The following is a 25802-nucleotide window of genomic DNA, read 5'->3' as shown; positions in this document are numbered from 1 at the left end:
TAGAAATTTGCCTGCTCGATATGAGTAAATTCTTAGCGTAAGAGATAAGCGAATAAAGCTCCAGAGACACCACAGTATGGCTCTGGAGCTTTTAATTATTCGGAAGGATTCACTTGTAGTTCGGTATAGCCAGTCGAGTCGTCCATCGCTCTAGTGAACTCAAGCTCTGAGTAAGAATGGATGATCAATTCTGCGGTAGTATCAATCACTGTGCCTTCCAGCAAATGCCCACCCCAAACTCGTCCATCACGATCAGACACCGAGATATGAACGTGCTGATGCTCAGGCGTTAGTGTTCCCATCACAGAGACGATTTCAAATGGCTCTTGTTTGGTTAACGTACTCTCTGCACCTGCCAAACGAAGGTTGAGGTCAGTGACACAACCAACGCATGAAGCAATCGAGCCTGCTTTGATACCATGCTGCTCGACCAATTTCGCTAGGCTCAGCTTTAAGTCCATGCCTTTGGTAAGACGTACTGCTATCACTTCAATCGACATGTCACTTCCTAATCAAAACCAGCAAGCAGGAAAGCGCCGTATCCAAGTCGGCATAACGTTTGGCTTTGCCAAGTACGCGCATACCTTGCATGTTGTTGAGAACAAAACGAGCAAGCTCTTCTGGTTTCAGCGTTTTCGGCACTAAGGTTTCTTTTTGTGCATTGGTCAGCGCATCCGCAATGATGTCGATAAGATGGTCAAACAAAAAATGCCCTTTGCGCAGTACATCATCGTCTTCACCAGCGTGCTCAATCAACGCATTTTGGATAAAACACCCACAGCTGCGTTTGCGTTGCAGATCAGCAAAAGATTTAAGGAACGATTCCAACTCAGGTAAAGACGCGTCGTCTTTTTCCAAATCATTCAGTGACGGTAGCGAGACCTTTTTTAAGTAAGTATCGAGCGCTTCGTAGTAGAGCTGTTGCTTGTCACCATAGGTGTTGTAAAGACTGAAGCGGTTGATGTTCAGTTCGTCAGTGAGATCCGAGATAGACGTGTTCGCAAAGCCCTTGCGCCAAAACACATCCATAGCCACGAGAAGCTTTTCATCTCGGTCGAAGTTGGCTTTTCTTGCCATAAATTACCTGCCTGGGTCTGCTTATTGGGTAATTAAATTGCTTTGGAGGGATGGTACAGAGAACCTCTAGCGTTAGAACTGAACCAATATGATGAATACCCATCTATTCTTGGGTATCAGCCCCCAAATTCATGTGAACTCACAAACGGCATCAAAAATCTCGCTCAGCAAACAGACCCACAACTGTTTGAAAATTTTTGATAGTGAAGTTCTTGACTGATCGTTTATAAACTGACTACAGTATATCCTAACCAATCGGTTAGAAAAAGATAAAAGGATGTGAAATGAAGCTCTATGAAACCGCAATGACTCCAAGTTGTAAGCGAGTTAGCATTTTTCTGAAGGAAATCGGTGGCGAGGTTGAGCGAATTGCGCTGAACGTTCGTGAGGGCGATAACCTATCTGAACCGTTTAAATCGAAAAGCGTGAATGGCAAAGTGCCTCTGCTGGAACTGGATGATGGTACGACGATCTGTGAAAGCGTGGCGATTTGTCGCTACCTAGATGAAGCGTTTGGAAATGATCTGGCGCTGTTTGGTGCTAACCAGCTCGAACGTGCTCAGGTAGAAATGTGGCATCGTGTGGTGGAGTTCCAAGGACTAAATGCGGCATTTCAGGCGTTTCGAAACATGACCGGAGTTTATGGAGACAGAGAACGTTGTGTTGAAGCATGGGGCGAAGAATCAAAACAACGCGTCTACGAATTTCTGCCTGTCTTAGACAAGCGTCTTGAACATAATGATTTTATCGCCGTAGACCATTTTACTATTGTCGATATAACAGGCTTTATCTTGATCAGTTTCGCAATTAAAGGCCTAGAAATTGATGTGCTATCGACGTCGCCAAACATTGCTCGATGGTATAACCAAATTTTAGCTAGACCTGCATTTCAGAGTTAATGTATTGCAGCGAGTGGATGATAGCTCGCTGCTACCACCTTACCGATTCTTAACTCAGCAGGATATTCAAATTTTTTCAGATTTTTCTTATTTCTTCTCCTATCGCCTATAATTGGAAAAACAACCTCAATTTGCTTCGTTGCGTTTTAGAGCCTTGGGCTCTTGGTCCGTAGACGCTCTCTTTCATCATGGAAAGTCTAATAATAGACAAGGAGAGGTCATGAGTATTCAAGTGAAAACTATCAACAATATTCTAATCGCCCTGTTAATGGTTTCGGTTTTTGGTCTATTCGCACTGTACCTCAATTACACACAGCAGAATGAACAGATTGAAAGGCTGCAAAGTCAGTTAATCGAAAAAGAGCATCAGATACTAATTTCTAATGAAGCGTTGTCTTACACTCGATATCAACACCAATTATTAGCCGAAGACTACAGCCGTTTTAGAAATGAGCAGTCAGTGACTAGTGTTTTGCGTTAGCCAGTAAAGCAACCGTATTAAGGAGGAAGATGAAACCCATTCTTTTGGTCGATGATAGTAAAACAGTACTGCTTTACATCAGCAGTGCATTGGAAAAGCAGGGCTATGAAGTGGTTGCAGTTGAAGACGGAAGAGCGGCGCTTGAGGTGCTAACCCACCGCCCTGATATTCAGTTTGTGCTGAGTGATTTAATGATGCCTGGAATTAATGGTATTGAATTGTGTCGCCAATTAAAATCTAAAGTTAGCGAACGTTACATTTTCTTTGTTCTACTGTCTTCTAGAAATGACCAAAGTTCGATCGTGAAAGGCATTGATGCTGGCGCAGATGATTTCGTAGATAAGAAGACGTCTGTAGAGGAACTTCAGGCCAGAATCCGTGCGGGGTTTCGTACTTTAGAACTGCACAACAAACTCGTTGAGAGAAATAAAGAGCTAGATGCGGCCTATCAAACAATTCACCAAGACCTACAGTCTGCTAGTCATCTGATGGAGCAACTACTCCCTGCTGAATCAACTATTCAGAATGTAAATTTTAGCTATGTCTACAAACCATGCTCCCAGATTGGTGGTGATATGTTGGGGTATTTAGAGCTCGATGAACGACATGTTGCGTTTTATGTATTTGATGTTTCTGGTCATGGTATTTCTTCAGCTTTGATGGCTTTTTCTATACAACAGACGCTATCTCAAAGTCAGGGGCCTGATTCGATCACGATGGAGTTGAGAGATGACGGCTATTGCGTAAGTGAGCCTGCATCTGTGATTGAACGGCTAAATCGGCGTTATCAGCAAACTAGAAACAGTCAACTTTACTTTACTATGGCTTACGCCATTCTTAACACAAAATCAGGGCAACTTAGCTATTGCACGGCTGGCCACCCCAGGATCTTAGTTTGGCGAACGAGTACGAAAACGATGGAACAGATAGGTGACGATAACTTTATCGTTGGTGCAATGCAGCCGATGGAATATATCGGTAACCAAATTAGTCTGGATGAGGGCGATGCATTGTGGCTTTATTCGGATGGTTTGATTGAAGCGAGGCAGGGTGAGGAGATGTTTTCACTACAACGATTGGCATCGAGTATAAAAGCTGTTTGCACGCTGACAGTTGAAGACCAAGTGGGAGACGTCTTTAAAAAAGTACAATCTTGGCATAACGAAGATGAGTTTGATGATGATGCCAGCCTTTTACAGGTAAAATGGCATGGTGAGAGGGTCGATTTTAAGGAAAAGAATGTCAAAGAGCGAATTTAAACGAACTTACGGGAGCTCCCTTACTCACTCACGAAGTGCGAGCAAAGACGTTGTTCGGTTTTTGATGGGTCATCAAATCCCCTTAAATGCAATTCAATCATTGGAGCTTTGTGTCGTTGAACTCATGAATAACGCTTATATTCATTCTTACAGTGAAATAGAAGGCCTACCAATTGAAGTGGAGTGTAGGGTTGGGGATGACCAAGTGTCCGGTTTCGTGGAACTGAGAGTCTCTGATTGCGGAGCGCCGATCAATGAAAAGACGTTCATCCAACATAAAAATAAACAGATTGAGGCACCTAACTTAATGGATGACGATAGTTGGTCCTCCTCAGGTCGCGGACTGATGTTAGTCGCTCAATTATCTGACCTGTTTACATTGGAAAAAGGTTTCGAAAACAATACGTTTGTTGTAGTGAAAAGGAATAGGGAGAGAAACTAACAACCAAGCAAAGTCGATTTGCTTCACTTGGTCCCTAGCGTTAATCTGACGGTTGCGTTGTACATCATTGTTATTTTGTATTCGTTGTTGGTGCCGGTGATAGTAACGCCTCCAACTCTTCTGGTGTTAGAATATCACTGATGTTTAACATATTACTTTCATCATCTAGCGCCATCTTTGTACGGCTAAGTAAGTACCTTTTTTGAGTTGGTGTTAAGTCTTTGAGAGACTCAATCAACTCCCTGAAATTGCTATTATTCATTGCCATATTTCCCCCAGTTAAGCCTTGAATTTCTTTATTGCATATTCTTCAAGTAAGTGAAGATTTGTTGATTAATTGCAGCTAGCTCTTTAGTAACTATAGCTATATCTGAGCTATCTGGCGCTGTATCGTTTCTGGTTTTTTCTTCTATTCTTTGAAACGCAATGACCGCGGTGTCTTCTCCGAAACTCTCTAGAATGCCCTTTAAACTATGAGCTAATAGATAGAGTTCTGACCAACATTTGCTTGCATATAGCTCATCTATACGCTCTATATCATTCGTGTGATCTTCAAGGTATGTAGAAAAAACAGTGACGATCAGATCTACGTCGTTATCCATGTATGTATTGAGAACATCAAAATTAATCATGTATACCCCTATTAAACGTTGAGGTAGAGGAATGTTTCGGATAATGAAGGCTTAGCCGAAGGTATGAATGGCATAACCAGTATTTGAGCAGAAATAGTTTGCTTGTCGCTTGAGATAAACTTACAAAAAGAAAGTCATTGTTAAAGATATTTTGACTTATATCCAAACGGCAATGGTCGAAATGTAGGGATGAAAAAACTTCAACTCGCGTGTTTTTAACACAAGTAGCAAAGGGGACGTTTCCACGTAAAACGCCGAGTCGGTAAGTGTCTTGCAGTCCTAGTTTAAGGCTATCGTTACATACGGACGCCAGACGTTCGCCAACTTTGACTATTCCTTCAGTCAAGGCTAACTCTCCTCATTAAGTACAAGTATAAATTAGCAATCTAGTTGCATATTGGCAAGTAATCTACGGCAAAAAAGGGACTCGCGTCCCTTTTGTATTACTAGCTTTGCTTAGAGTCCTGTTCTATTTGCTTCATAAGCTCGTTGGCTTTCTTCATAGCGCGTCTTGCGCTCGAAGTCCTTCGCTTATTAAGTAATATATCGGAGAAGCGTAAGTATTTATCAGCAGTTTTGAATCTTAAATCGTTAACATCCTGAAAACCAATAGGAAAGTTTTTCGAGAACAGATCCACATCCTTCACCAAGTTATCGAGATGAGTTGTCGTCCTTGCCTTTTCTAGGCGAGAATAAAAGTTTTCAAACTCTTCTTGGAACAGGATTCTAGCGGCATCTTCTGGAAACGGTAGAGGGCTGTTGGAATCTAGCGCTGTCTCATATAATTTCATTTCCAGCACTGCATCTTTCATCGCATTACTTATCTGTAAGTTCTCTTGATGCTCTTCTACGTTTGAAAAGAAGGTGTTCCCAACCTTAATAAGAGCAACAAGTGCAGCTGCGTCTTTCTTCTTGAGTGCTTCAGTGAGGTGCTGACCGAAAACATCGCTAGATAACGAACTTGGCGTGAAAGGATAACCTTGATGAATCTGATTTAACTCATCCTTGAGCTCATAGATGGATTTACTGCCGTCTTCTTTACTGTACCGAGATTTTTCAAGTTGACTGTTGATTTGCCTTGCTATCGAAAGTAACGTGGAGTGCTTGCTTGACTGAATATCTAAGGCAAGAACTTCTATTTTATGTGAGTCAGGGTAGTAGGTTTTTGCTTTATCAAGTATGGACTCAATTTCATCATAATTCGGGTAGTTGTTGGCATCAGAATTCAAAACCTGATCAATTTCAGATTCAAACTCGCTGAGAATATAGGTCTTGTGTAAGCGTAATAAGCCAGCCTTAACGACTGGATGTAAGCTTTTTTCACTATCAATCAGTGCCAAACTTTTTTCTGCTGGCGTATCAAGCTGCCACTCTTGTCCGGCAATTTGATCATTTTGCTTGCTAATAACGGTTTCCAAATTGGCGATGGTTTCTTGTTGCTGCTGATAACCAAATACAATGCCGCTAACTAATAATATACTCGCTGCCGCGCCGCTAGCGATAGGCCAATAGCGCATATTCAATTTGCGTTTCAACTGTTCAGGGGTCAGCTTGTTCGGAATGATGCCAGTTGAAAATACGCTTGAAAATATTGGCCACTTAGATGCAGGCATGTTGGTTGGTTTAGAGACCTTGATCTTCTTTTTAAGAGCTTCATTAACTGGAGTTCTTGCGTAAGGGTGTTTGCAACTCAATAGCTCGTAAGCAATACAAAATAGAGCAAACATATCGTCGCTTAAGTTCGGTTCCTTACCGGATAACAGGTTGAGTGATGCATAGTTGGGAGTATAACCAAGCGTTTCAACATTTTCGGATTTACGTTTAGCCGCATATTGATCCTGCTTTAATTGATGAGTTTTAGATACACCAAAATCAAGCAGCTTAACGTTACCCTCAGACGTTAAAATCACATTAGCGGGCTTTAGGTCGGCGTGCACTACACCAAGAGAGTGAGCATATGAGAGTGCATCGAGTACCTGATTTAGGATTGATAAAGTTGCATTAAACTTCAGCCCATGGGGCCTAGAACGCTGTATTAAACTCTCTAATGTTTCTCCGTTAATATACTCCATAACTAAAAAGTATATTTCGCCATCTACACCAAAATCAAAAACCCTAATGATATTAGGGTGGCTTAACCTTTGAGTTTGTTGAGCTTCACGTATTAACATGCGTGCAGTCTCTGGTTGAGAAGCAAACTCTTTCTGTAATATTTTTAACGCAACGTAGGGTGTTTCTGAACCTGAAGATTCAAGAATCTTATCTTTAGCTAAGTAAACATCGCAAAGCCCACCATGCCCAATAACCGACTCAATTTCATACCGATTTTTAACGGTCGTTCCTATTAAGCTTTCGTTAATAACATCTTTGTTATTATTTAATGAGTCATCTTTATTGTTTTTTTTCTTATTAACTAACGGAGTGTTTTCTTTTTGAGACAGTTTTGTATTTGTTTCATTTTTATTTTTAACGGAGGTTTCATTATTAGTGAGTTTGGTTGATTTAATTGCATTGTCTCGTTTTTGAGTCTTTACAATTTTGGTTTTATCTCCGCTTTCTTCGTTATTTATAGAATTGTTTTTATTACTGTCTTCCATCACAAGAACTCCGTATAAATGATGGGGGAATATATACCTTTCTGCTCAATGAAAAGTCATTATGTTAGAATTTCTCGGCCAAACTAACATTCGTTTTTTTATTGATGAAAGTCTAAGTTTCAAAAATTTGAACTTGGTTGGATAATTAAAATTGTTGAACAATACGTGATTGCTTTGATAAAAAAATGATTCATTATTCCGTGCATGATTTTCAATGGCAGTATTAAGGTTTTTATTAATCTTACTGTTAATAAGAAAGCAATTAATAATAAAATTAAAAATAATATCTAGCAGGTCTTTGGCGAGGTTTACATGAAGTTGGTTTTAACCATAACAAGTTTTCACAAATTTACTCCAGAGATTGAGAGTGAGTTCGTGTTTGAATCAAGTGATGAACATGCCAAGGTTACATTTGGTAGGTCTGAACAATGTGATTGGACACTACCAGATCCTGAAAGAGTGGTATCCGGAACCCACGGAGAACTGATTAAGTTTGGTGACAAATACTTGATAAAAGACCTCTCAACTAATGGTACTTTTGTAAATAATGCTGTAACTCCTGTGGGTCAAGGAAATGAAATAGCACTAAGCGATGAGGATATGGTTAGCTTAGGGGATTATCAAATTTCAGTTTCTATTAAAACAGATACAGATGTATTCAGTCTTAAGACAAGTAAAAATCTTTCTAGCGCACCCCCTAAAGTAGTCTCAAGTCCATCGGAAGCAGAATTTGTTGACCTAGGCCTTAGTGCTAGTGAACTCTTAAACGAAAGTGTTCCTTCTGACTTTCAGCTAGATATTGGTTTAGTCGATGATTTTATTGATATCCCAAAGCCCGAAAAACAGAGCACCGTATCTGAAACTTTACCGAAAGTTGACCGACAATCAGAACACCTATCGACTCCCAACTTTGATACCAATGGGGGTGAACTTGCGGCTTTTGTTAGAGGGGTGGGTATAGATCCAATGATGATTCCCAGCGATAACCGAGAGGAATGGTTTGAGCAACTGGGGGAGTCATTTTCTTTGATGCTAGTTGGTTTAATGGAAACGCTGCATAACAGAGCAGTGTTTAAACAAACAAATCGACTTAGTCATACCGCATTTCGTAAGTCAGAAAATAACCCTTTAAAGTTTTCTGCAAACTTAGAAGATGCGATTCATAACTTATATAACCGTCAAACCGCTAGCTTCTTAAAGCCAAATGCAGCCATTAAAGAAGCATTTAATGACATCGAAAGTCATGAGCAAGCCTTAATGAAAGGTGTTGAAGGTACGGTTTCGAGTGTTATGTCACTTGTTGAACCTACTTCTATATACTCAGATGCTTTAGCGAAAGACACGGTTATCAATAAGGTTATTCCAGCTAGAAAATATGCTCAAAGTTGGAAGAGGTTTGAGGATATTCATGAAAAGTTATCCGATGATATTATCAATAAAGAGTCTCCGTTCTATTTAGAAGACTTCGCTAAGCACTATGAATTAGCATTAAAAAACAAAGGCTAGGAATTAGGGTGATGAAAAAGTTTTACCAATATATTTTGTTATTAATTTCAATGGCTTTATTTGGGTGCTCAGCAGCGAACCTAGTTGTTGATCCATACTCAGATTTAGAAATAGCAGCAAGTCATAACATTAATCCTGATTCAAACGGCAGGCCTTCTCCTGTAGTGGTGTATGTATTTGAATTAACGTCAAATACCATTTTCGAAAGCCAGGACTTTTTTTCTATTTATGAAGAAAGTGAAAAAGTCTTAGGACCTGATTTAGTGAATAAATATGAAGTTTCATTAACTCCAGGTCAGAAAGAAACATATCAAGCAAGTATGTCTCCAAAGACAGAATATTTAGGCATTGTCGTCGCGTTTCGAGATATTGAAAACTCAAATTGGCGACAAGTCATTAAAGTGGATAAGACCGGTTACAACACATATCAAGTATTGTTAGAAGATCTGTCTTTGGTCGTTAAATAACGTTTAGTTGGCTAATTATAAATGACGCAATACTCCAAGACGGCTTGGTGCGAAGGAATGTTTTTACGTCCCCAGCACTTCCAACAACAAGAACGCGCAACCTCTCAAGAATTCAAGGGCTTACATCAGTTAGGTGGGGCTTACAATTGGGGAGTTTGGAAATGTCGAGTAAAAAAACACGCGCTAAAAGATGGTCTTATTGAACTTGAGCATCTTGAAGCTGTTTTGCCAGATATGACGTTGGTTAATACGTTAATATCCAACGATTCAGTTTCGCCTCTACTTATTGATAAAAACACTGAAAATACGTTAGTAAAAATAACTCTCCCTCTTTCAAGTGTTACAGGTAAAAACGTTTCGGATGTAAGCGAATCGATCGTCTCTCGTTATGTACTTCAAGATATCGACGTGATAGATAACCTTACAGGACAAGATGAAGAAACCATCCAAGTTGCAGCCCTCAACCTTGAGTTGAAAGCGAGTAATGACAAATTAGCGGGTTATGTGGAGTTACCTATCTTAAGGATCAAAGAGGTAACTCCTGAAGGGGAAATTATACTAGACGATGAGTACGTTCCTCCGCTTATCAATCTCCTGAGCGATAAAGTTATGTCAGCTTATCTACGTAACGTTATCGCGATGACAAAGATGCGTGCTGACGTTATTGCGCAGCGCTTGATTAAGGGCAAATCTGCATCGGCATCTGCTGTTGATTTCATCATGCTCCAAATGTTGAACCGATATGAGGCGAAGTTAAAGCATTTCAGTGAGTTAGATAGGTTACATCCACTGGAATTAGCGACGACACTTAAAGGTTACATTGGTGAGTTAGCCACTTTTTCTAATAAAACTAAAAGAGTCCCAAGTTTGCTTGCGTATGATCACTTAGATGTATCAAGTGTTTATAGCGAGTTGAATCAGATACTCAGTCAGTACCTCAGTGTTGTTCTTGACCAAACTGCGACCAAACTTCCGTTGGAGCCTCGCCAATACGGTATTCAAGTGACGCCGCTTCCAGATAAACGCTTGCTTGAGTCATGCCAATTTGTGCTAGCAATTAAAGCAGATACCACAACAGATGAAATAAGACGCCTGGTCCCAGCGCAACTCAAGTTTGGCCCGGCAGAACAGATTCGCGATCTAATTAATAATCAGATCAACGGTATAAACGTAGTGCCGTTGAGTGTCGTCCCGAGACAGATTCCTTACCAAACGGGCTATGTCTATTTCGAAGTTGTCAAGAAAGGGCCATTTTGGATGAGGCTAAAAGATAGTGGCGGTATTGCGCTTCACCTATCAGGGCATTTTCCGAATGCTGAACTTGAGCTTTGGAGTATTAATCAATAGGCGCGCTCTGTATGGAACAAACGATAGTAAAACCAACACCGGGTGGAAGAGCACCCGCATCGAAACCACAATCAGAAAAGTCTGTGGATAATACCGTAGTTATCTCAAAAAGTCCTGAATTGGTGAACAATGATTCAGTGGTCGCTTATGGGAATAACTCTCTACTAGCAGAGGCGAATGGCCTGTTATCTATTATCGGTCAAATTCGCTCGACAGCGACTCATTCCGATCCGTTGTTTCTAAAAGAGACATTGGCACAAAAGCTTAGAGATTATGAGAACCGATTACGTCAGCATGACGTTGATTTGGATACCATTGATACAGCTCGTTATTGTTTATGCTGTTCACTAGATGAAGTTGTCCTTAACACCAATTGGGGTGGGAATTCATTCTGGAGTCACGATTCATTACTTAGCTCCTTCTATGCTAGCAGTCAAGGTGGGGAAGCGTTCTTTAAGCATCTTGATAAGTGCATGGCGAAACCAGATGTGAACTTAGATTTGCTTGAACTAATGTATGTGTGCTTATCTCTCGGGTTTCTGGGTCAATACCGTTTAGAAAAAAATGGACTGGAATCGCACCGGAAATTGAGAAGACAGGTTATTGCTACTCTTAAGACTTATGGGAGAGGAGTCCCTCAGGAACTAAGCAATAGTATCGACCAACACATTTTGAATGGCTCAAAGGCTTCTGATAGAGCTCCTCTTTGGGTTGTATGTTCTGTAACGGCGGCACTATTGGTCTGCATATATATGTATTTTAGTTATGAGCTAAATAAGGCATCCAATCGCACCTTTTCTCAATTAGTCAATTTGATTCAACCGCAACAACTTAACCAAGATGCAACGTCAGAATCAAAATCAGCGCCAATTGCAGAAAAGATTTCAATGTATCTAGCAACTGAAATCGGTAAGGGGCTAATCAATGTTGAGCCGCTGCAAGACAGGGTAAGAATTTCGTTAAAGTCTCAAGATCTATTTGAATCAGGTAGTGCTGATGTTGTCGCTTACATCCAACCCGTTATTTCTAAGCTTGCGAGAACATTGGAGTCGACCCAAGGCAAGATCATTGTTACTGGTCACACCGACGATAGGCCTATTTTCACGAGTAAATATCCCTCGAACTGGCACCTATCATTAGCTCGAGCCACTGCTATGTCTGAACAACTGATCTCGAATAGTGCATTAGAAGGGCGAGTGATACCCGAGGGATTGGGGGATGCAAGACCATTAGTTGAAAACAGTAGTGATGAAAACCGAGCTATTAACCGCCGGATTGAAATCGACCTTCTTGTCGCGAATTAATAATAGGTAGATAGAGATGCGTATTAAAGAAATTGGCAGAATATTTACTCAAAGATGGTTTCTCGGTCTTATAGGTGTCGCTGCTTGTTCTATTTTCATTTGGGTTGTTGGTCCACTTATTGCGATAGCGGGATATGAGCCCCTAAAGAGTGACTTTCAACGGCTAGTCACTATTCTAGTGTTGGTGTTGCTTTGGGCGATATTTAACGTTACCAAGCAGCATAAGCAAAAGGTGAAAGAAGACGAAAGTATTCAAACGTTGCTTGAGGTTGATAGCCTATCAGATAAAGAAGCGGCAAGTGAAATTGACTTAATGCGCGAGCGTATTGAGCAAGCTGTCAAAGTAGTGACGAAAACACACAAAGGCAAGAGAAGCTTGTATGACTTACCGTGGTATGTGTTGATTGGCCCTCCTGGAACGGGGAAAACAACCGTATTAAAGCAGTCGGGGTTAGAGTTTCCATTAGGAGACAGCCTTGGCTCTGACTCTATTGCCGGTGTAGGTGGCACTCGCCACTGTGATTGGTGGTTTGCAAATAAAGCAGTTCTTATAGATACGGCTGGCCGGTATACGACACAAGACAGTCAAGAAAAGGTCGACTCTAAAGCGTGGCATGGTTTCTTAGGATTGTTGAAAAAGTATAGAACGCAAAGACCAATTAATGGTGCGATTGTTACGATAAGTTTAGCCAGCGTGATGTCTCAGACTCGAACCGAGCGAAGTCTTCATGCTCGAGCAATTAAGTCGAGACTTCAAGAACTGAAAAACCAGTTAGGCATGCAGTTTCCGATTTACGTGTTGCTCACCAAAATGGATTTAGTTGCCGGTTTCAATGAGTTTTTTGCCGATTTAAGTAAGGAAGAGCGAGAGGAATTATTTGGTTTCATGTTCCCTCGTGAAGTGGATGATGAAAGAGGCGTTATTTCTCTATTCAACAAAGAATTTCATGGCATGTTGGAGCGCCTTGATGCCCGTATGCTTAGAATACTTGAAACAGAGGACGATTTAGATAAACGCGCGCTTATCTTTGAATTTCCAAAGCAATTAAGAGTGCTACAAGCTAATCTTGACGAGTTTTTAGCTGAAATTTTTGCACAAAACAGTTTTGAAGAGCCTGCCTTGATTCGTGGTGTGTTTATGTTGAGTTCGGTTCAAGAAGGCTTACCAGTCGATAAGCTGATGAATGAATCAACCAATGGACTTGGGTTAAATCGTTTAGCTCTAGCAAAGAGTCAGACTGGTTCTCATAGTTATTTCGTAAAGAATCTTTTTGACAAGGTTATTTTCAAAGAGCAACTGTTAGGAACAGTTAATCGTCACTATCAAAAGCAGTCAGGTTGGATGCGTCGAGGTGTTTACATTGGATGTACAACGCTACTGCTAGGAGCTTCTGCGCTTTGGTTTATGAGTTATAAGTGGAACTCACAGTTAATTGTCGATACCAATGAACAAGCGAGCCATATTGATGCAATGATTGGCGCTCAAAGTTTAGATTTTGAAGCGGATATTGTTTCAGCTGTAGAAACATTAGATAGGTTGATGACGCTTCCTCTCGGAAAGCAAAGCGACTACGGTGATGCCGACTCTGTAAAGAGGTTTGGTCTCTATCAAGGAGACAAAGTGTCTCAGGCGGCAAACAATGCATATTCTGATGCTTTGACCCAATATTACGCCCCTCTGCTTCTTGATAGCTTGGTGTCAGAAATGGAGAGCAATCAACAGCATCGTGAGTATTTGTACGAAACGTTAAAAACGTATTTGATGTTATTCAATCCAGACAAATATCAACAAGATGAAGTGTTGGCTTGGTTTAACTTTTATTTCGAACGTCAATATCCGGGTGAGCTAAACGCAGACTTAAGAAGACGTTTGCTACAGCACACTCAATATTTATTAGGCAACGATGGACAAGGCTTTACTTACAACACTGCTGCCGTGACGAGTGCTCGAGAAGTGTTGACTCAAATGTCTCTACCTGAACGTGCTTATCAGCGAATGAAAATACAATTTTCTAAGAGTCATGTACCTTCATTTCGCTTGACTGATGTATTGGGACCTAAAGGGCTTGAGCAGTTCGAGCGAGCTAGTGGAAAACCGCTATCACAAGGCATTTCGGGTTTCTACACGTACAATGGTTTTCATAGCATTTTTCAGATTCAGATCAACCGTACAGTAAAAAGCCTAATGGAAGAGAACTGGGTTTATGGTGACGATCTTAAGGCTCATGAAATTGATCAAGATAGTGCCATCCAAGGCGTTCAGTCTCGATACTATCAAGATTATGTTAATGAATGGAAAACGTTGATCGAAGATATTCAATTGAAGCAGGCTCCGAGCCTAGAACTTGCGACAGAGCAAGCGAGGGTTTTATCTGGAGTTGAAAGACCAATCGAATCTTTGTTGAGAGCAATCCAAAAAGAGGTTGCTCTATCAAAAGTATCATTGTCAGAAAATCAAAAAGCCGCTTCTGAAGTTGCTGGTAAAGTTGCCAAAGTTAAGTTTTCAAATACGGCAGATAGACTAGACATGTATTTACCTGAAGAAAACGGCTTCAATGTTGCTCTGCCAGGTAAAGAAGTCGAATCGCATTTTTCAGAGATCTTACGCCTTGGTGAGCAAGACTTTGATGATATTCAACAAGCAATGGTTAACTTGCGTTCGTATTTAAGTGACTTATCAAGCTCTGGTAACAATCAGAAAATTGCCTACAAAAGTATTTTAGATGGAACCGTTACACAAGATGTCGCAGCTTCCTTCGCTCGTGCTAAAGAACTTTTGCCGAGACCATTTAATCAATGGCTAGGTGAGCTTTCTCAAGAGTCGGTTAAGTTTGCGGAGAGCGGTTCGAAGGATCATCTAAATCAACTTTGGGTAACACAGGTGGTCCGCCCTTATCAGCGGACTATTGCTGGCAGATATCCATTCGAGCCCAACGCGAGCAAAGAAGTTAGATTGAAAGACTTTAAGCGATTCTTTGGTTATGGAGGTACGCTTGACGCATTCTTCCAAGAATACCTCGAACCGTTTGTGGATACTTCGAAAAGTCGTTGGCGATTAGAAAAGGAAATTGGAGTTCGTCCAGAAACACTAATGGTCTTTCAAAGAGCGCAACGTATCAGGCAGTCTTTCTTTGAATCTGATAATTCATTACGCGTAGAGTTTGGGATGAAGCCTGTTTATCTAGACCAGCACATTACTCGATTTGTCTTAGAGTTGGGTGGACAAGATTTGGTTTATAAGCATGGACCAGCAAGAGCTAAATCGTTGAGTTGGCCTGCCGGTCAAGATCAGACTCGAATTGTGTTCACACCACCTGAATCTAAACGCGAAATTGCGCATACCTATGAAGGTGAGTGGGGCATATTCAAGCTTTTGGATCAATCACTTAAAGCAAGGCCAGAATCGCGTAAAGACAATATAGTTATGATTGATTTAAAGGGAAATAAGGTGCAGCTAGAGCTTATTCCTTCTAGTGCCATTAATCCGTTTTGGTCAAATGAAATGGAGAGGTTCAGATGTCCACGAACCTTATAACATCAGGCTGGGGCTATATCGGTAAAATGCCTGCAAAAGGGGACTTTGTGAAAGATGGTTTATCACAAGATTTCTCGGAGCGTTGGCATGATTGGCAACAGGCGGTTATTGCAGTCAGCAGGGAACAACTGGGTGAAAGCTGGAATGAGCACTTTTTAACGGCTCCTGTGTGGCACTTTGCTTTGGATATCAGCTATTTAGAAGACTCAACCTACATTGGTAGCATGATTCCTAGTGTTGATGCATGCGGTAGATACTTTTTCTTTACTATAGCTCGTGCCGTAAAAGGTGAAGCTGCGCAATATTGGGGTGACAGAGCTTGGACCGAGGACAGTGCCGCTCTTGCTCTTTCAGTACTTGAGGACGACTTTGTCTTTGATGTTTGGCATAAGAGTACTCAAGAAAAAAATGACCTCGTTGCGAATGTAACAAGTGAAGTGAAGCCTCTAGAGTTTCTTTATCAAAGCCAAATATCTACAGTTTTTCATGATCACGGCAATACTGATCAAAACACGCTTTTGAATTACCTCATTAAAGAAAAATTGAGTAAACCATGTTTTTGGTGGACTGAAGGTTCAACGAAGGTTGAACCATGCATGTTCATTACTAGTGGATTTCCTTCAATTGGTCAGTTTTCAGCCATGCTTGATGGCGGCTGGAAAAAGTGGAATTGGTAGGATAGAAGAATGAATTGGAACTATTTTACCTTTGCTAAATCGCACGCAGGAAAAGTACGCCCTTATAACGAGGATGCTCTGTTGGATATGACAGAACAGCATATTTGGGTGGTTGCCGATGGAATGGGTGGACACAGTGCTGGCGATATAGCAAGCCAGATGCTAGTGGATAGAGTCGCGCGCCACATGCAGGATGTCTCCAATACTAATATCGATGATATCCGAAGAGTGGTTCAAGAAGCGAACTTAGAAATTTACCAATACGCACAAAATCACTTAGACGGTAAAACGATGGGAACAACACTTGTTTTGTTGTTTATTCAGGATGGGTATTACCACTGTCTTTGGGTGGGTGATAGCCGAATTTACCAGCTTAGAAGTGGTAATTTTGTCCAAAAAACACGTGATCATAGTCAAGTCATGGACTTAGTGGATCAGGGCTTATTGGCATTTGAAGATGCCGAATCGCACCCTCTTGCAAATGTTATTACCAGAGCTGTTGGGGTCGACGAAAGTGTCACTATTGATCAAGTTTCAGGGCAGTTGGCTGACGGCGATCAGTTTCTACTCTGTAGCGATGGACTCTCTAAGGAACTTACGAGTGATGAAATTCATCGGACATTGTATGCAGACTCAGTCAACCAAGCTGGATTAGCGCTCATGCATTCGGCTTTGGTTCGGGGCGCAAGTGATAACGTAACTTGTGCTTTGATCAAAGTTCGCCAAGCGCAAACGGAGTGCGAAACAGTAACTAGAGAAGACGCGACGATACCTGTCTTTCTAAGAGGGAGAGCTTATGAGTAATGAAATGTTTGATTGGTATGAACAAGCGTTGGCTCCTATATCTCAAGAAAATCCTACAGGTATTGATCCTAGAGAGGATGTATCACCACAGTCTGCTTACTATCGGTTGAAAGATCAGCGTATGGCCGCCCGCAACGCTGAACGTAATGCTCTTATAGAAGAAGAAAGTATCTATACCCACAGTAATTTATGGCGAGTATTTATTGAAGATGTCCCAGAAATACTCACGAATCAGTCTAAAGATTTGGAATTTGTTGCCTGGCTTATAGAAGCCCTAACTCGATTGTATGGTTTTCGTGGTATGGGCGTTGGCTACAAACTCGCAACCAGTTTAATTGAGAACTTTTGGGATGATCTGTACCCAATGCCTGATGAAGATGGTATTGAGACAAGAATATCGGCGATTATTGGCCTCAATGGTATCGATAGTGAAGGAACACTTATTTTTCCAATTGCTTGTATACCATTGACTGACTTAGGCGTGGAGCAAGCTTATGCCTATTGGGAATATCAGCAAGCTATAGAGCTTGAGCGCTTAGACGAAGATAAGCGCCGAAATCGAGTCGAGCTTGGGACTGTTGAGCTATCTGAAATTATAACTACGGTTAAGTCGACTTCTGATACGTTTTATCAAGAATTAATCACGGATTTGGAGTTCGCTACAGAATCATTTAATGAATTCAGTCAGCGATTAGACGAAGCGGTCGGTGATGTGACTCCTAGCTCTTATATATCAAAAAGACTCGAATCAATACACTCGGCATTAAAGCACCTTCTAGGAGATCGTTTCAATCAACCACAAGCCGTGTTTGAAGAGCTAGAGGATCTTGATGAATCTTCTTCTGAACAACCGTTAAGTTCACAAAGTTGTGATGCATTATTAGCGACAAACATGAAATCACGAGAGCAGGCAATTAGACAATTGCAGCAAGTAGCTGATTTCTTCCGAGAGAGTGAACCTCACTCACCAGTTTCTTACTCCATCGAACAGATTATTCGTTGGTGTGGGATGCCTCTGCCGGAGTTACTGGCGGAACTTATCTCCGACGGGGATGCAAAGAAAAGCTACTTCCGTTTGGTTGGCATAGCAGAACAAAATGAAAATTAATAAAGGGAGAATGGTATGACGAGTATCCACTCGAAACTATCACGAGTACGGAAGCCTCGTGTCCACATTACCTATGATGTTGAAACTGAAGGTACGACTCTTAAGAAAGAACTGCCTTTTGTTGTAGGTGTAATGGGTGACTTCGCTGGTCAAAACACAGAAGCGTTGAAGCCATTAAAAGACCGCCGTTTTATTCAGATCGATCGAGATAACTTTGACGATGTACTCAAAAAAATGAATCCATCGGTGAAGTTTAAAGTTGCGAATAAGCTTGCGAATGACGATTCACAGTTTGAGGTCGATTTAAACTTTAAATCAATGCAAGACTTTGAGCCTGCTGCGATCGTAAATCAAGTTGATCCACTACGCCAATTGATGGAAACGCGTAATAAACTGCGTGATTTGATGACAAAAGTTGACCGCTCAGAAGAGCTTGAAAATATCCTAGAGGATGTTTTGAACAATACAGACAATCTGGCAAGACTTGCAGGCGAGTTAGATCTTGGCAAGAAAGCGAAGTCAGACAGTACTGAAGGAGCGGAATAATGACGACTGAAGCTGAAAAACAGTTAGATCCAACTGTTAATGAACAGACAACTTCATTCTTAGATCAAGCTATTGGTGCGACTAAGCAGACCGAAGCTTCTCGTGCTGAGGAGCTGATTAAAACGCTCGCTGAAGAAGCAATGAAAGGGACAGTTACTTGGAACAAAAACCTAACAGTAACTTTTCGTGAAGCGATTAATTTGCTCGATAGGCAGATTTCTGATCAGTTGTCTGAAGTAATGCATCACCCAGAATTACAGAAACTCGAAGGTTCTTGGCGCGGCTTAAATTATCTAGTGATGAATTCAGAGACCAGCTCTACTCTGAAAGTTCGCATGATGAGCATGACCAAGAAAGAGCTACATAAAGACTTGAGCAAAGCTGTTGAGTTTGATCAAAGCCAGATCTTTAAAAAGGTTTACGAGTCTGAGTTTGGTAGTGCTGGTGGTGAACCGTATGGTGCATTGATTGGAGACTATGAGTTTACCAACCACCCAGAAGATATTGAGTCGTTACGCCTAATGTCAAATGTAGCGGCTTCTGGCTTCTCTCCATTCTTGTCCGCAGCTTCACCAGCACTATTCGGCTTTGATGAGTGGACTGAGTTGTCAAAACCACGCGACCTAGATAAGGTATTTGAATCACTAGAATACGCCCAATGGCGTTCGTTCCGCGAGAGTGCCGATTCGCGCTTCGTTAGTCTGACGATGCCAAAAGTCCTTGCTCGTTTGCCATACGGACAAGCTACCGCTCCAGTCGAAGAGTTTGGGTTTGAAGAGTTCGAAGTAGATCCTGTTTCAGGTATTGCTGTTAACGCTGAACATAACGACTACTGTTGGATGAACTCTTCGTATGTTCTTGGTGTTAAGTTAACCGACGCATTTTCAAAATATGGATTTTGTACTGCCATCCGTGGTGCAGAAGGCGGCGGTCGAGTGGATAACTTGCCAACGCATTTCTTCATGAGTGATGATGGCGACCCTGATATGAAGTGCCCAACAGAGATTGGTATTACCGACAGACGTGAGGCGGAGCTTGGTAAGCTTGGTTTCTTACCGCTTTGTCACTACAAAAACACCAACTATGCAGTGTTCTTTGGTGCGCAAACCTGTCAAAAACCAGCGAACCATGAATCCCCTGAAGCAACGGCCAATGCGGCCATTTCTGCCCGCCTACCTTATATGATGGCAACATCTCGTTTTGCGCATTATTTGAAAGTAATGGCTCGAGATAAAATTGGTAGCTTTATGGAAGCAGAAGACGTTGAGTCTTGGCTGAACCGCTGGATCCTAGGTTACGTCAATGCTTCTGAAGGCGGTGGTCAAGAGATCAGAGCGAAATACCCTCTAGCAGACGCTCGTGTTCAGGTTAAGGAAATTCCTGGCGCACCTGGTTCTTACAATGCCGTAGCATGGCTGAAGCCTTGGTTACAAATGGAAGAACTGACCACATCTTTGCGACTTGTGGCCAAGATCCCTCAGTCAGGTGGATAAGAAACGAATTGGCTGGTCGAAAGGCCAGCCATGACCAATCTTTATGTTCTAGATGGAATTAGCAGTGTCACTTAACTTTCGCGACCCTAGCAAGCTAAAACATGAGTTCAGTACCGGAGGCTACGCTGAACTTGATAGCCCGTGGTTGACTCGATTCAATGAATCTTCTGATCTTGTATCGTCAGCTCGAATTTGGCTAGAAGGTACACGTTCAAGAGATTTGGACAGCTTTCGTCATAGTGTGATGAACACAATTAACCGCATTGATGAGCTATTAGAATCTCAACTAAATGAAATATTACATCATCCTGAGTTTCAACAGCTCGAAAGGGGGTGGGTTGGAGTTAGGTATTTATGTGAACAGGTTGATTCTCGTTCATCGGATTCTGTAAAAGTTAAGGTTTTAACGGCGACATGGAATGAAATCAGTAAAGATGCTTTAAAAGCCATCGAGTTTGACCAATCAGCACTATTTAAGTTGCTCTATCAAAATGAATATGGGATGGCAGGGGGAGAACCCTTTGGTGTGGTGGTTGGAGATTATCAGCTTCGCTGTGATCCTAGTAAAAATTATTTTGATAGAGATCTGTCTGTGTTGAGTAAGATCTCTCAGTCTGCAGCTGCAGCATTCAGCCCATTTATCATGTCTGCATCGCCAGAGATGTTTGGTGTTGATAGTTTCGCTCAACTCTCTGCGATAAGAGATATAGCGGCCCAATTTGAACAGGAAGATTATGCAAAGTGGCGTAGTTTGAGAGACAACGATGACGCTAAATTTATTGGTTTGACTGCACCTAACGTCTTGTTCCGTCAGCCATACAAAAGTGATGGCTCGCGGAATGATAAATTCAATTTTCAAGAACACATCTACGACTCCAACCGAGATTTGCTATGGGGGAGTAGTGCGTACTGTTTTGCTGCCGTATCAATTAGAGCATTTCAGGAACATGGTTGGTTCACGCATATGCGAGGGATTAAACAAGGCGATTACAGTCAGGGTATTATCGTCGCTCCTACAAGGAGCAAGATGCGTGTTAATGGTAAGAATGATCGTGAAAGATGTCCGTTAAACTTGAAAATCTCTGAGAGAAAAGAACAAGAATTGTCTGAGTGCGGTTTTATTTCTATTTCTCCAATACCTGAGACCGATATGGTGGGGATGACCTCGAATGTATCTCTCTACAAGCCCAAACAATACGCAGAAAAGCATATTTCAACGAATGCAAAACTGACATCGATGTTGCAATACACATTGTGTGTATCGCGAGTCGCACATTATCTCAAGGTTATGGGGCGTGACAAAATTGGTGGGTATCAAGACGCAGAAAGCCTAGAGCGTGACTTTCAACGCTGGTTACATCAGTACACTACCGCATCAGATGAAGCGTCTGATGAGCTTCGAGCTAAATACCCCCTAAATGAAGCGAAAATTACAGTTCGAGAGAAAAGAGAAACTCCTGGACATTATTACTCAGTTATCCATTTGCGACCGCATTTTCAACTCGATCAAATGGTATCTAGCATTAAATTAATTACCGAATTATCACCAGAGCACATGGTGTAAGGAAATAACAATGACTCAATGGAAAAATGCTTTGTCCCAAGGCCTATTGCAACACGCTCTAGAGCAATTAATTGATGAAATTAAAGCAACACCTAAAGATGCGAGCTTGAGAAGTTCCTTCATTGAGCTTCTGTGCATTGATGGTGACTTCGAGCGTGCGGACGCTCAGCTCATGCAATCGATTAAATTGTTTCCTGAGTATCTGCCTGGTGCAAGTCAGCTACGACATTTAGTGAAAGCAGCTCAAGCTAGAAAGGATTTTATCAATGGTGCGGCTAGTGCCAAAGTATTAGGTGATGAGGGATTAACTAAAGAGCTTGTTCGATTTAATCTTGCTCTCGGAAATCAAGAGTACGAAGAAGCGTCACGTCTATCGCATCGCATTGAAGAGCATCGTACTATTAAAGGGTTTAACGTAAACGGCACAAACTACGAAGATGCTAGAGATATTGATGATCGTTTAGGTGGTTACATTGAACTGTTTTCTACAGCAGGTAACTATTTTCTTGTACCCATATCGAGCATCCATACGCTAGAAGTTAAAGCACCTACTTCTTTGTTAGAAAGTATTTGGCGACCTGTCGAGTTTGATATCGATGGACTTGGTGAAGGCGAAGGCCATATGCCTTTGACGTATGTTGACTCAGAGACCGATGCTCAAAAGTTAGGTCGAGAAACGGATTGGAAGCAGATTGGTGAGCAAGAATCTTTTGTTGGCTTGGGTCAAAAATGTTGGTTAGTCGGTGACTCAGCGCTTCCAATCTGTGATTTGACTACATTATTAGAACAGAAACAAATAGCGTAGAAATATCATGTCGTTAACCGTTTCTCTGCTCGACAAATTGATAGATAGTGATCCTCTCACTCGAGATGAGAAAGACTTCCCTGCAAGCCAGCAACAGATGTTGAGCAGCTTACTTAGAGATCTAGAGTCGATGCTGAATAGTCGTATTGGATGGAAAAACATTCCTGATGACCTTCTAGAGGTTCGTTATTCAATATTGAATTATGGGCTGCCAGATTTTTCCTCAATGCCCTATAGCAGCCAAGAAGGGCAGAATCAGCTTTGCGACATTGTTCATGATGCAATTAAAGAGTTTGAGCCGAGGTTAAGGAACCCTCATGTCCAGATTTCGGACGAGAAAAACGCTATTGATAGGGTATTGAGGTTACAGATAAATGCCACTTGCTTAATTGATAACAGTATTCATGAAGTGCGATTCAATTCTGAAGTAGAGCCGGTAAATTTAGGTATGAAACTGAGTAGAGCAAAATGAGTGAAGAGTTTCTCAAGTACTATAATCGCGAGTTAGCTTATTTGCGTCATAAAGGGCAAGAGTTTGGGGAGCAGTATCCTAAGATTGCCGCGAGACTTCGTATTAGTGAGGAACAGGTTGACGATCCACACGTAGAAAGATTGTTAGAAGGCTGCGCATTCCTAACAGCAAGGATTAGACAAAGCTTAGACAATAGTTACCCTCAGTTTACAGAGTCTTTGATGGGACAGTTATATCCGGATTTTCACGCCCCAATCCCGTCAATGTCAGTCATTAAAATGAGCTGTTCTAACTCCACTTCCTCTTATTTTGATGTAGAAGAAGGCGAGCGAGTTGTTATCGGTGCTCCTGGATATCATGAGTGCGAGTTTAGAACTTGTTATCCGGTCAGAATGTATCCTGTTGATGTGACCTCTGGCGTTTTTAAAAATGCGCCTTTCAAGCCAGTTGGCTCACGATGGGAAAGCAATGCTCATTCAGTTTTGAAAGTACAGCTCACGGCTCAAGATGAAGAGACTCCTCTTGGTGAAATGGGGGTAGAACGGCTGCGCTTCTATTTAAACGGTCAATCTCAATTGACTTTTAAGCTCTACCAAATGCTGTTTCAAAACCTAATTGGTTTATCTGTTGTTGTGGATGGCAAAGAAGTTCGTCCTTTAACCAAAAGACATCTTTCTGAAGTGGGATTTTCAGAAGGCGAGAAAGTTGTGCCATACAGTAAAAGAAGCTTTTCAGGAGCAAGATTACTTGTTGAGTATTTACACTTTCCTGAGAAGTTTATGTTCTTTGATATCACCGAACTTGGATTATCAGAGCTAGATCTTAGAGAGCAAGTCGAACTGTATTTTTACTTTGATACCAACGATGACTGGCTTCCAAAGCAAGTGGACGAAGAAAGCTTAATGGTAGGCTGTGTGCCTGTGATCAACTTATTTAAAAGTATTATGGAGCCTAAGCGTATTCTACCAACTGAATACGATTACCACTTGTCTCCACAATACCAAGAAGCTGAAAGTAATGAGGTTGTCTCAATTTCTGACGTAACGTTGAGAAATTGGAACAAAACGTACCACAATTTGCCATGTTATCACGCTGGTGAGCACACGCATTATACGAACACTAGTGAGATTTATTGGTTGATGAGACGTGAGGATAAGAACTGGGCTGGTGGGTATGATGAGCCCGGTAGAGAAACTTACATTTCTTTTGTTGATAAAAAACATCAATTGTTCAGCCCGGATAGCCGGGAAAACTGGTTAATGTACGTGGAAGCTGAGTGCTGTAACCGCAACTTAGCGCAGAAACTTCCATTTGGAGGTGGGCTGCCGCAAGTATCTTTACCGGAGGTAAATGACAATTTCGAATCTGTTCGTTGTTTAGTTTCTTTATCAGAAACTATTCGGCCAGAAATGGATGAAAGCACACGATGGCAGTTAACTAAGCTTTTAACTTTAAACCATTTTACCGAGGAAGATGGTTTAGCAACTTTGAAGCAGACCCTTAATCTCTATGCATTTTCTGGGACAGCAGAAACGAAAGCGGTAATCGATGCTTTAACTAAGTTAGAGTTTGAGCCGACTACAGGAAGAATTAGTCAGAAAGGCAAAGTTGGATTTGCGCACGGTATAAAAATTATTTTGACGGTTTCTGATCAAATTTTACCTAAAGAGCAGATCTTTCTCTTAGGTAGTGTTTTATCTGTTTACTTCTCGCAATATGCTGAAATTAACATTTTTACGCAGTTAGAAATAAGACTTAAGTCCACGGGAAAGTCTTTCCACTTATGGCCCGCATTAACTGGCGATAAGGTGTTGCTATGAGCGCGGAACAATTTTATCGAGAATTAAAGCAACATCCATTGTTTGAAGCGATTCATCTTATTGAACACGAAGTTCTGCAAGCAGAGGCGCAAATAGGAACAGATGCGTTACCGAAGCATGAAAAGCTAAACTTAAAGGTTAATCCATCATTAGGTTTTGAAAATGCTCAGCTTTGTGAACTGAAAAATATAGATGACAGCAAGTTAGAGATTGAGACCAATTTAATAGGCCTAACGGGTGAGCAAGGTGTGCTTCCCCAGCACTATAGTGAATTAGCTTTACATCGCCAAAAAGAAGGCGATACGGCTATGGTGGACTTCTACGATATTTTCAATCATCGCTTATTATCTCTTTATTATCGATGTTGGCAACTGAGTCAGCTGACTGTTCAGTCTCGTGCGCATGCGCAGGGCGCGCGTTCGCCGTTAGAAAGCTGTAAATCGGCATTAACTGGGAAAGGGAGTTCACTGTCCCGGCACTATGGTGGTGTGTTTGCTTCACCAGTGAGAAGTAAAGGTGGACTAAAAAGTATTCTTGAATGTTTATCTGGATGCCAAGTAAAAGTTCATGAATTTCAAGGACAATGGTTACACCTTACGAAAGAAGAGCAAACACGCCTTGCATCCCGAACTATGCCTGAAGGGCAGTTTGCTCAACTTGGTTTAGGAGCGTCTTTGGGTTCGAAAGCATGGAACATCAACGCGGGGACAACAATAGAATTTCTGCCAAAAGATAAACAGCTAGTTAGTAAATTGCTTCCTAACCAACCCAATATAGCAATCATTAAGAACGCTGCTTATGAGTTGATTGGAAAACATAAACAACTGAAGTGGCAGCTCACCACCAAACATAGTTTGCTACCACAAGCTTGTTTATCGAAACAGCAGGGGCAGTTAGGTATTGGTTCTGTGCTTAAAAAACACGAACGTACAAAAGATCGAACTATAACAATTACTATTTAAAGGAA

Annotated in this window: 24 protein-coding genes; 19 read left to right on the top strand and 5 right to left on the bottom strand. The window is 41.5% G+C overall.

Going from position 1 to position 25802, the window contains the following annotated elements:
- Positions 1 to 95: 95 nt before the first annotated feature.
- Together R7O03_RS19560 and R7O03_RS19555 are read right to left on the bottom strand one after the other, a co-directional pair.
- Positions 96 to 500, bottom strand: coding sequence for a PPC domain-containing DNA-binding protein (locus tag R7O03_RS19560; protein WP_226083046.1), 405 nt, complete (start codon positions 498 to 500; stop codon positions 96 to 98).
- Position 501: 1 nt separating this feature from the next.
- Positions 502 to 1077: a TetR/AcrR family transcriptional regulator gene (locus tag R7O03_RS19555; RefSeq protein ID WP_009701863.1), complete on the bottom strand. Its 576-nt coding sequence runs from the start codon at positions 1075 to 1077 to the stop codon at positions 502 to 504.
- A gap of 284 nt (positions 1078 to 1361) precedes the next feature.
- On the opposite strand from R7O03_RS19555, the gene R7O03_RS19550 reads away from it, so the two are divergent.
- The 4 genes from R7O03_RS19550 to R7O03_RS19535 all read left to right on the top strand — a co-directional run bounded on the left by R7O03_RS19550 (position 1362) and on the right by R7O03_RS19535 (position 4158).
- Positions 1362 to 1976 carry a glutathione S-transferase family protein gene (locus tag R7O03_RS19550; protein ID WP_033907003.1) on the top strand — a complete coding sequence of 205 codons (615 nt, stop codon included), beginning with the start codon at positions 1362 to 1364 and terminating at the stop codon, positions 1974 to 1976.
- Positions 1977 to 2196: 220 nt separating this feature from the next.
- Positions 2197 to 2457, top strand: coding sequence for a hypothetical protein (locus R7O03_RS19545; RefSeq protein ID WP_017820228.1), 261 nt, complete (start codon positions 2197 to 2199; stop codon positions 2455 to 2457).
- A gap of 29 nt (positions 2458 to 2486) precedes the next feature.
- The gene (locus tag R7O03_RS19540) at positions 2487 to 3716 is read left to right on the top strand and encodes a PP2C family protein-serine/threonine phosphatase (RefSeq protein ID WP_318131957.1); all 1230 of its coding nucleotides are present in this window, start codon (positions 2487 to 2489) and stop codon (positions 3714 to 3716) included.
- Positions 3717 to 3780: 64 nt separating this feature from the next.
- A complete protein-coding gene (locus R7O03_RS19535) occupies positions 3781 to 4158 on the top strand; it encodes an ATP-binding protein (protein ID WP_230856642.1) in 378 nt (125 codons plus the stop codon).
- Positions 4159 to 4228: 70 nt separating this feature from the next.
- Here R7O03_RS19535 and R7O03_RS19530 read toward each other — a convergent pair whose 3' ends face one another.
- The 3 genes from R7O03_RS19530 to R7O03_RS19520 form a co-directional block, all read right to left on the bottom strand.
- Positions 4229 to 4420, bottom strand: coding sequence for a hypothetical protein (locus tag R7O03_RS19530; protein WP_025767706.1), 192 nt, complete (start codon positions 4418 to 4420; stop codon positions 4229 to 4231).
- 34 nt (positions 4421 to 4454) lie between these two features.
- On the bottom strand, positions 4455 to 4790 hold the full coding sequence (locus R7O03_RS19525; RefSeq protein WP_031781126.1) for an Hpt domain-containing protein: 336 nt from the start codon (positions 4788 to 4790) through the stop codon (positions 4455 to 4457).
- 446 nt (positions 4791 to 5236) lie between these two features.
- The gene (locus R7O03_RS19520; RefSeq protein WP_318131956.1) at positions 5237 to 7387 is read right to left on the bottom strand and encodes a serine/threonine-protein kinase; all 2151 of its coding nucleotides are present in this window, start codon (positions 7385 to 7387) and stop codon (positions 5237 to 5239) included.
- A gap of 312 nt (positions 7388 to 7699) precedes the next feature.
- On the opposite strand from R7O03_RS19520, the gene tagH reads away from it, so the two are divergent.
- Genes tagH through tssG form a run of 15 tightly spaced genes read left to right on the top strand, consistent with a single transcriptional unit; the run spans position 7700 to position 25797 of the window.
- A complete protein-coding gene (tagH, locus tag R7O03_RS19515) occupies positions 7700 to 8893 on the top strand; it encodes a type VI secretion system-associated FHA domain protein TagH (protein WP_005387544.1) in 1194 nt (397 codons plus the stop codon).
- A gap of 11 nt (positions 8894 to 8904) precedes the next feature.
- Positions 8905 to 9360 (top strand): type VI secretion system lipoprotein TssJ, encoded by a 456-nt coding sequence (tssJ, locus tag R7O03_RS19510; protein ID WP_017820223.1) that lies wholly within the window; start codon positions 8905 to 8907, stop codon positions 9358 to 9360.
- A gap of 21 nt (positions 9361 to 9381) precedes the next feature.
- Positions 9382 to 10707 (top strand): type VI secretion system baseplate subunit TssK, encoded by a 1326-nt coding sequence (gene tssK, locus R7O03_RS19505; RefSeq protein ID WP_318131955.1) that lies wholly within the window; start codon positions 9382 to 9384, stop codon positions 10705 to 10707.
- An 11-nt stretch (positions 10708 to 10718) separates the two neighbouring features.
- Complete coding sequence (tssL, locus tag R7O03_RS19500) at positions 10719 to 12011, top strand: type VI secretion system protein TssL, long form (protein WP_005375939.1); 1293 nt, start codon at positions 10719 to 10721, stop codon at positions 12009 to 12011.
- 16 nt (positions 12012 to 12027) lie between these two features.
- Positions 12028 to 15546 (top strand): type VI secretion system membrane subunit TssM, encoded by a 3519-nt coding sequence (gene tssM / locus R7O03_RS19495; protein ID WP_318131954.1) that lies wholly within the window; start codon positions 12028 to 12030, stop codon positions 15544 to 15546.
- Positions 15528 to 16223, top strand: a complete 696-nt coding sequence (gene tagF / locus R7O03_RS19490; protein ID WP_005375944.1) for a type VI secretion system-associated protein TagF — start codon at positions 15528 to 15530, stop codon at positions 16221 to 16223. The genes tssM and tagF overlap by 19 nt, the downstream gene beginning before the upstream one ends.
- A gap of 9 nt (positions 16224 to 16232) precedes the next feature.
- Complete coding sequence (locus tag R7O03_RS19485; protein WP_005375947.1) at positions 16233 to 17027, top strand: PP2C family protein-serine/threonine phosphatase; 795 nt, start codon at positions 16233 to 16235, stop codon at positions 17025 to 17027.
- Positions 17020 to 18135, top strand: coding sequence for a type VI secretion system protein TssA (gene tssA, locus R7O03_RS19480; RefSeq protein WP_318131953.1), 1116 nt, complete (start codon positions 17020 to 17022; stop codon positions 18133 to 18135). Before R7O03_RS19485 ends, tssA begins: the two co-directional genes overlap by 8 nt.
- A 15-nt stretch (positions 18136 to 18150) precedes the next feature.
- On the top strand, positions 18151 to 18681 hold the full coding sequence (tssB, locus tag R7O03_RS19475) for a type VI secretion system contractile sheath small subunit (protein WP_005375949.1): 531 nt from the start codon (positions 18151 to 18153) through the stop codon (positions 18679 to 18681).
- Positions 18681 to 20174, top strand: coding sequence for a type VI secretion system contractile sheath large subunit (gene tssC / locus R7O03_RS19470; protein WP_005375950.1), 1494 nt, complete (start codon positions 18681 to 18683; stop codon positions 20172 to 20174). Before tssB ends, tssC (R7O03_RS19470) begins: the two co-directional genes overlap by 1 nt.
- A 52-nt stretch (positions 20175 to 20226) precedes the next feature.
- Entirely contained in the window at positions 20227 to 21738 is a 1512-nt protein-coding gene (gene tssC, locus R7O03_RS19465) for a type VI secretion system contractile sheath large subunit (RefSeq protein WP_025767712.1), read from the top strand.
- A 10-nt stretch (positions 21739 to 21748) separates the two neighbouring features.
- On the top strand, positions 21749 to 22543 hold the full coding sequence (locus R7O03_RS19460) for a type VI secretion system accessory protein TagJ (RefSeq protein ID WP_226083039.1): 795 nt from the start codon (positions 21749 to 21751) through the stop codon (positions 22541 to 22543).
- 7 nt (positions 22544 to 22550) lie between these two features.
- A complete protein-coding gene (tssE, locus tag R7O03_RS19455) occupies positions 22551 to 23015 on the top strand; it encodes a type VI secretion system baseplate subunit TssE (protein WP_017635621.1) in 465 nt (154 codons plus the stop codon).
- The gene (tssF, locus tag R7O03_RS19450; protein WP_151515519.1) at positions 23012 to 24835 is read left to right on the top strand and encodes a type VI secretion system baseplate subunit TssF; all 1824 of its coding nucleotides are present in this window, start codon (positions 23012 to 23014) and stop codon (positions 24833 to 24835) included. The genes tssE and tssF overlap by 4 nt, the downstream gene beginning before the upstream one ends.
- Complete coding sequence (gene tssG, locus R7O03_RS19445) at positions 24832 to 25797, top strand: type VI secretion system baseplate subunit TssG (protein WP_005375963.1); 966 nt, start codon at positions 24832 to 24834, stop codon at positions 25795 to 25797. Before tssF ends, tssG begins: the two co-directional genes overlap by 4 nt.
- Positions 25798 to 25802: the final 5 nt, after the last annotated feature.

The sequence above is a fragment of the Vibrio sp. Vb2960 genome (genome assembly GCF_033337665.1).
In the GTDB taxonomy this organism is placed as follows: Bacteria; Pseudomonadota; Gammaproteobacteria; order Enterobacterales; family Vibrionaceae; genus Vibrio; species Vibrio alginolyticus.
This window is presented reverse-complemented; position numbering and strand designations above follow the sequence as displayed.

Bases quoted from the DNA above. Each gene is read 5' to 3' on its own strand.
- tssC (WP_005375950.1), top strand. From the start codon at position 18,681: ATGACGACTGAAGCTGAAAAACAGTTAGATCCAACTGTTAATGAACAG.
- tssB (WP_005375949.1), top strand. From the start codon at position 18,151: ATGACGAGTATCCACTCGAAACTATCACGAGTACGGAAGCCTCGTGTC.
- R7O03_RS19525 (WP_031781126.1), bottom strand. From the start codon at position 4,790: ATGATTAATTTTGATGTTCTCAATACATACATGGATAACGACGTAGAT.
- R7O03_RS19540 (WP_318131957.1), top strand. From the start codon at position 2,487: ATGAAACCCATTCTTTTGGTCGATGATAGTAAAACAGTACTGCTTTAC.
- tagF (WP_005375944.1), top strand. From the start codon at position 15,528: ATGTCCACGAACCTTATAACATCAGGCTGGGGCTATATCGGTAAAATG.
- tssL (WP_005375939.1), top strand. From the start codon at position 10,719: ATGGAACAAACGATAGTAAAACCAACACCGGGTGGAAGAGCACCCGCA.
- R7O03_RS19530 (WP_025767706.1), bottom strand. From the start codon at position 4,420: ATGAATAATAGCAATTTCAGGGAGTTGATTGAGTCTCTCAAAGACTTA.
- tagH (WP_005387544.1), top strand. From the start codon at position 7,700: ATGAAGTTGGTTTTAACCATAACAAGTTTTCACAAATTTACTCCAGAG.
- R7O03_RS19555 (WP_009701863.1), bottom strand. From the start codon at position 1,077: ATGGCAAGAAAAGCCAACTTCGACCGAGATGAAAAGCTTCTCGTGGCT.
- tssK (WP_318131955.1), top strand. From the start codon at position 9,382: ATGACGCAATACTCCAAGACGGCTTGGTGCGAAGGAATGTTTTTACGT.
- tssF (WP_151515519.1), top strand. From the start codon at position 23,012: ATGAGTGAAGAGTTTCTCAAGTACTATAATCGCGAGTTAGCTTATTTG.
- tssG (WP_005375963.1), top strand. From the start codon at position 24,832: ATGAGCGCGGAACAATTTTATCGAGAATTAAAGCAACATCCATTGTTT.
- R7O03_RS19520 (WP_318131956.1), bottom strand. From the start codon at position 7,387: ATGGAAGACAGTAATAAAAACAATTCTATAAATAACGAAGAAAGCGGA.
- tssC (WP_025767712.1), top strand. From the start codon at position 20,227: ATGGAATTAGCAGTGTCACTTAACTTTCGCGACCCTAGCAAGCTAAAA.
- tssM (WP_318131954.1), top strand. From the start codon at position 12,028: ATGCGTATTAAAGAAATTGGCAGAATATTTACTCAAAGATGGTTTCTC.
- R7O03_RS19550 (WP_033907003.1), top strand. From the start codon at position 1,362: ATGAAGCTCTATGAAACCGCAATGACTCCAAGTTGTAAGCGAGTTAGC.
- R7O03_RS19460 (WP_226083039.1), top strand. From the start codon at position 21,749: ATGACTCAATGGAAAAATGCTTTGTCCCAAGGCCTATTGCAACACGCT.
- R7O03_RS19560 (WP_226083046.1), bottom strand. From the start codon at position 500: ATGTCGATTGAAGTGATAGCAGTACGTCTTACCAAAGGCATGGACTTA.
- R7O03_RS19545 (WP_017820228.1), top strand. From the start codon at position 2,197: ATGAGTATTCAAGTGAAAACTATCAACAATATTCTAATCGCCCTGTTA.
- tssJ (WP_017820223.1), top strand. From the start codon at position 8,905: ATGAAAAAGTTTTACCAATATATTTTGTTATTAATTTCAATGGCTTTA.
- R7O03_RS19485 (WP_005375947.1), top strand. From the start codon at position 16,233: ATGAATTGGAACTATTTTACCTTTGCTAAATCGCACGCAGGAAAAGTA.
- tssE (WP_017635621.1), top strand. From the start codon at position 22,551: ATGTCGTTAACCGTTTCTCTGCTCGACAAATTGATAGATAGTGATCCT.
- R7O03_RS19535 (WP_230856642.1), top strand. From the start codon at position 3,781: ATGGGTCATCAAATCCCCTTAAATGCAATTCAATCATTGGAGCTTTGT.
- tssA (WP_318131953.1), top strand. From the start codon at position 17,020: ATGAGTAATGAAATGTTTGATTGGTATGAACAAGCGTTGGCTCCTATA.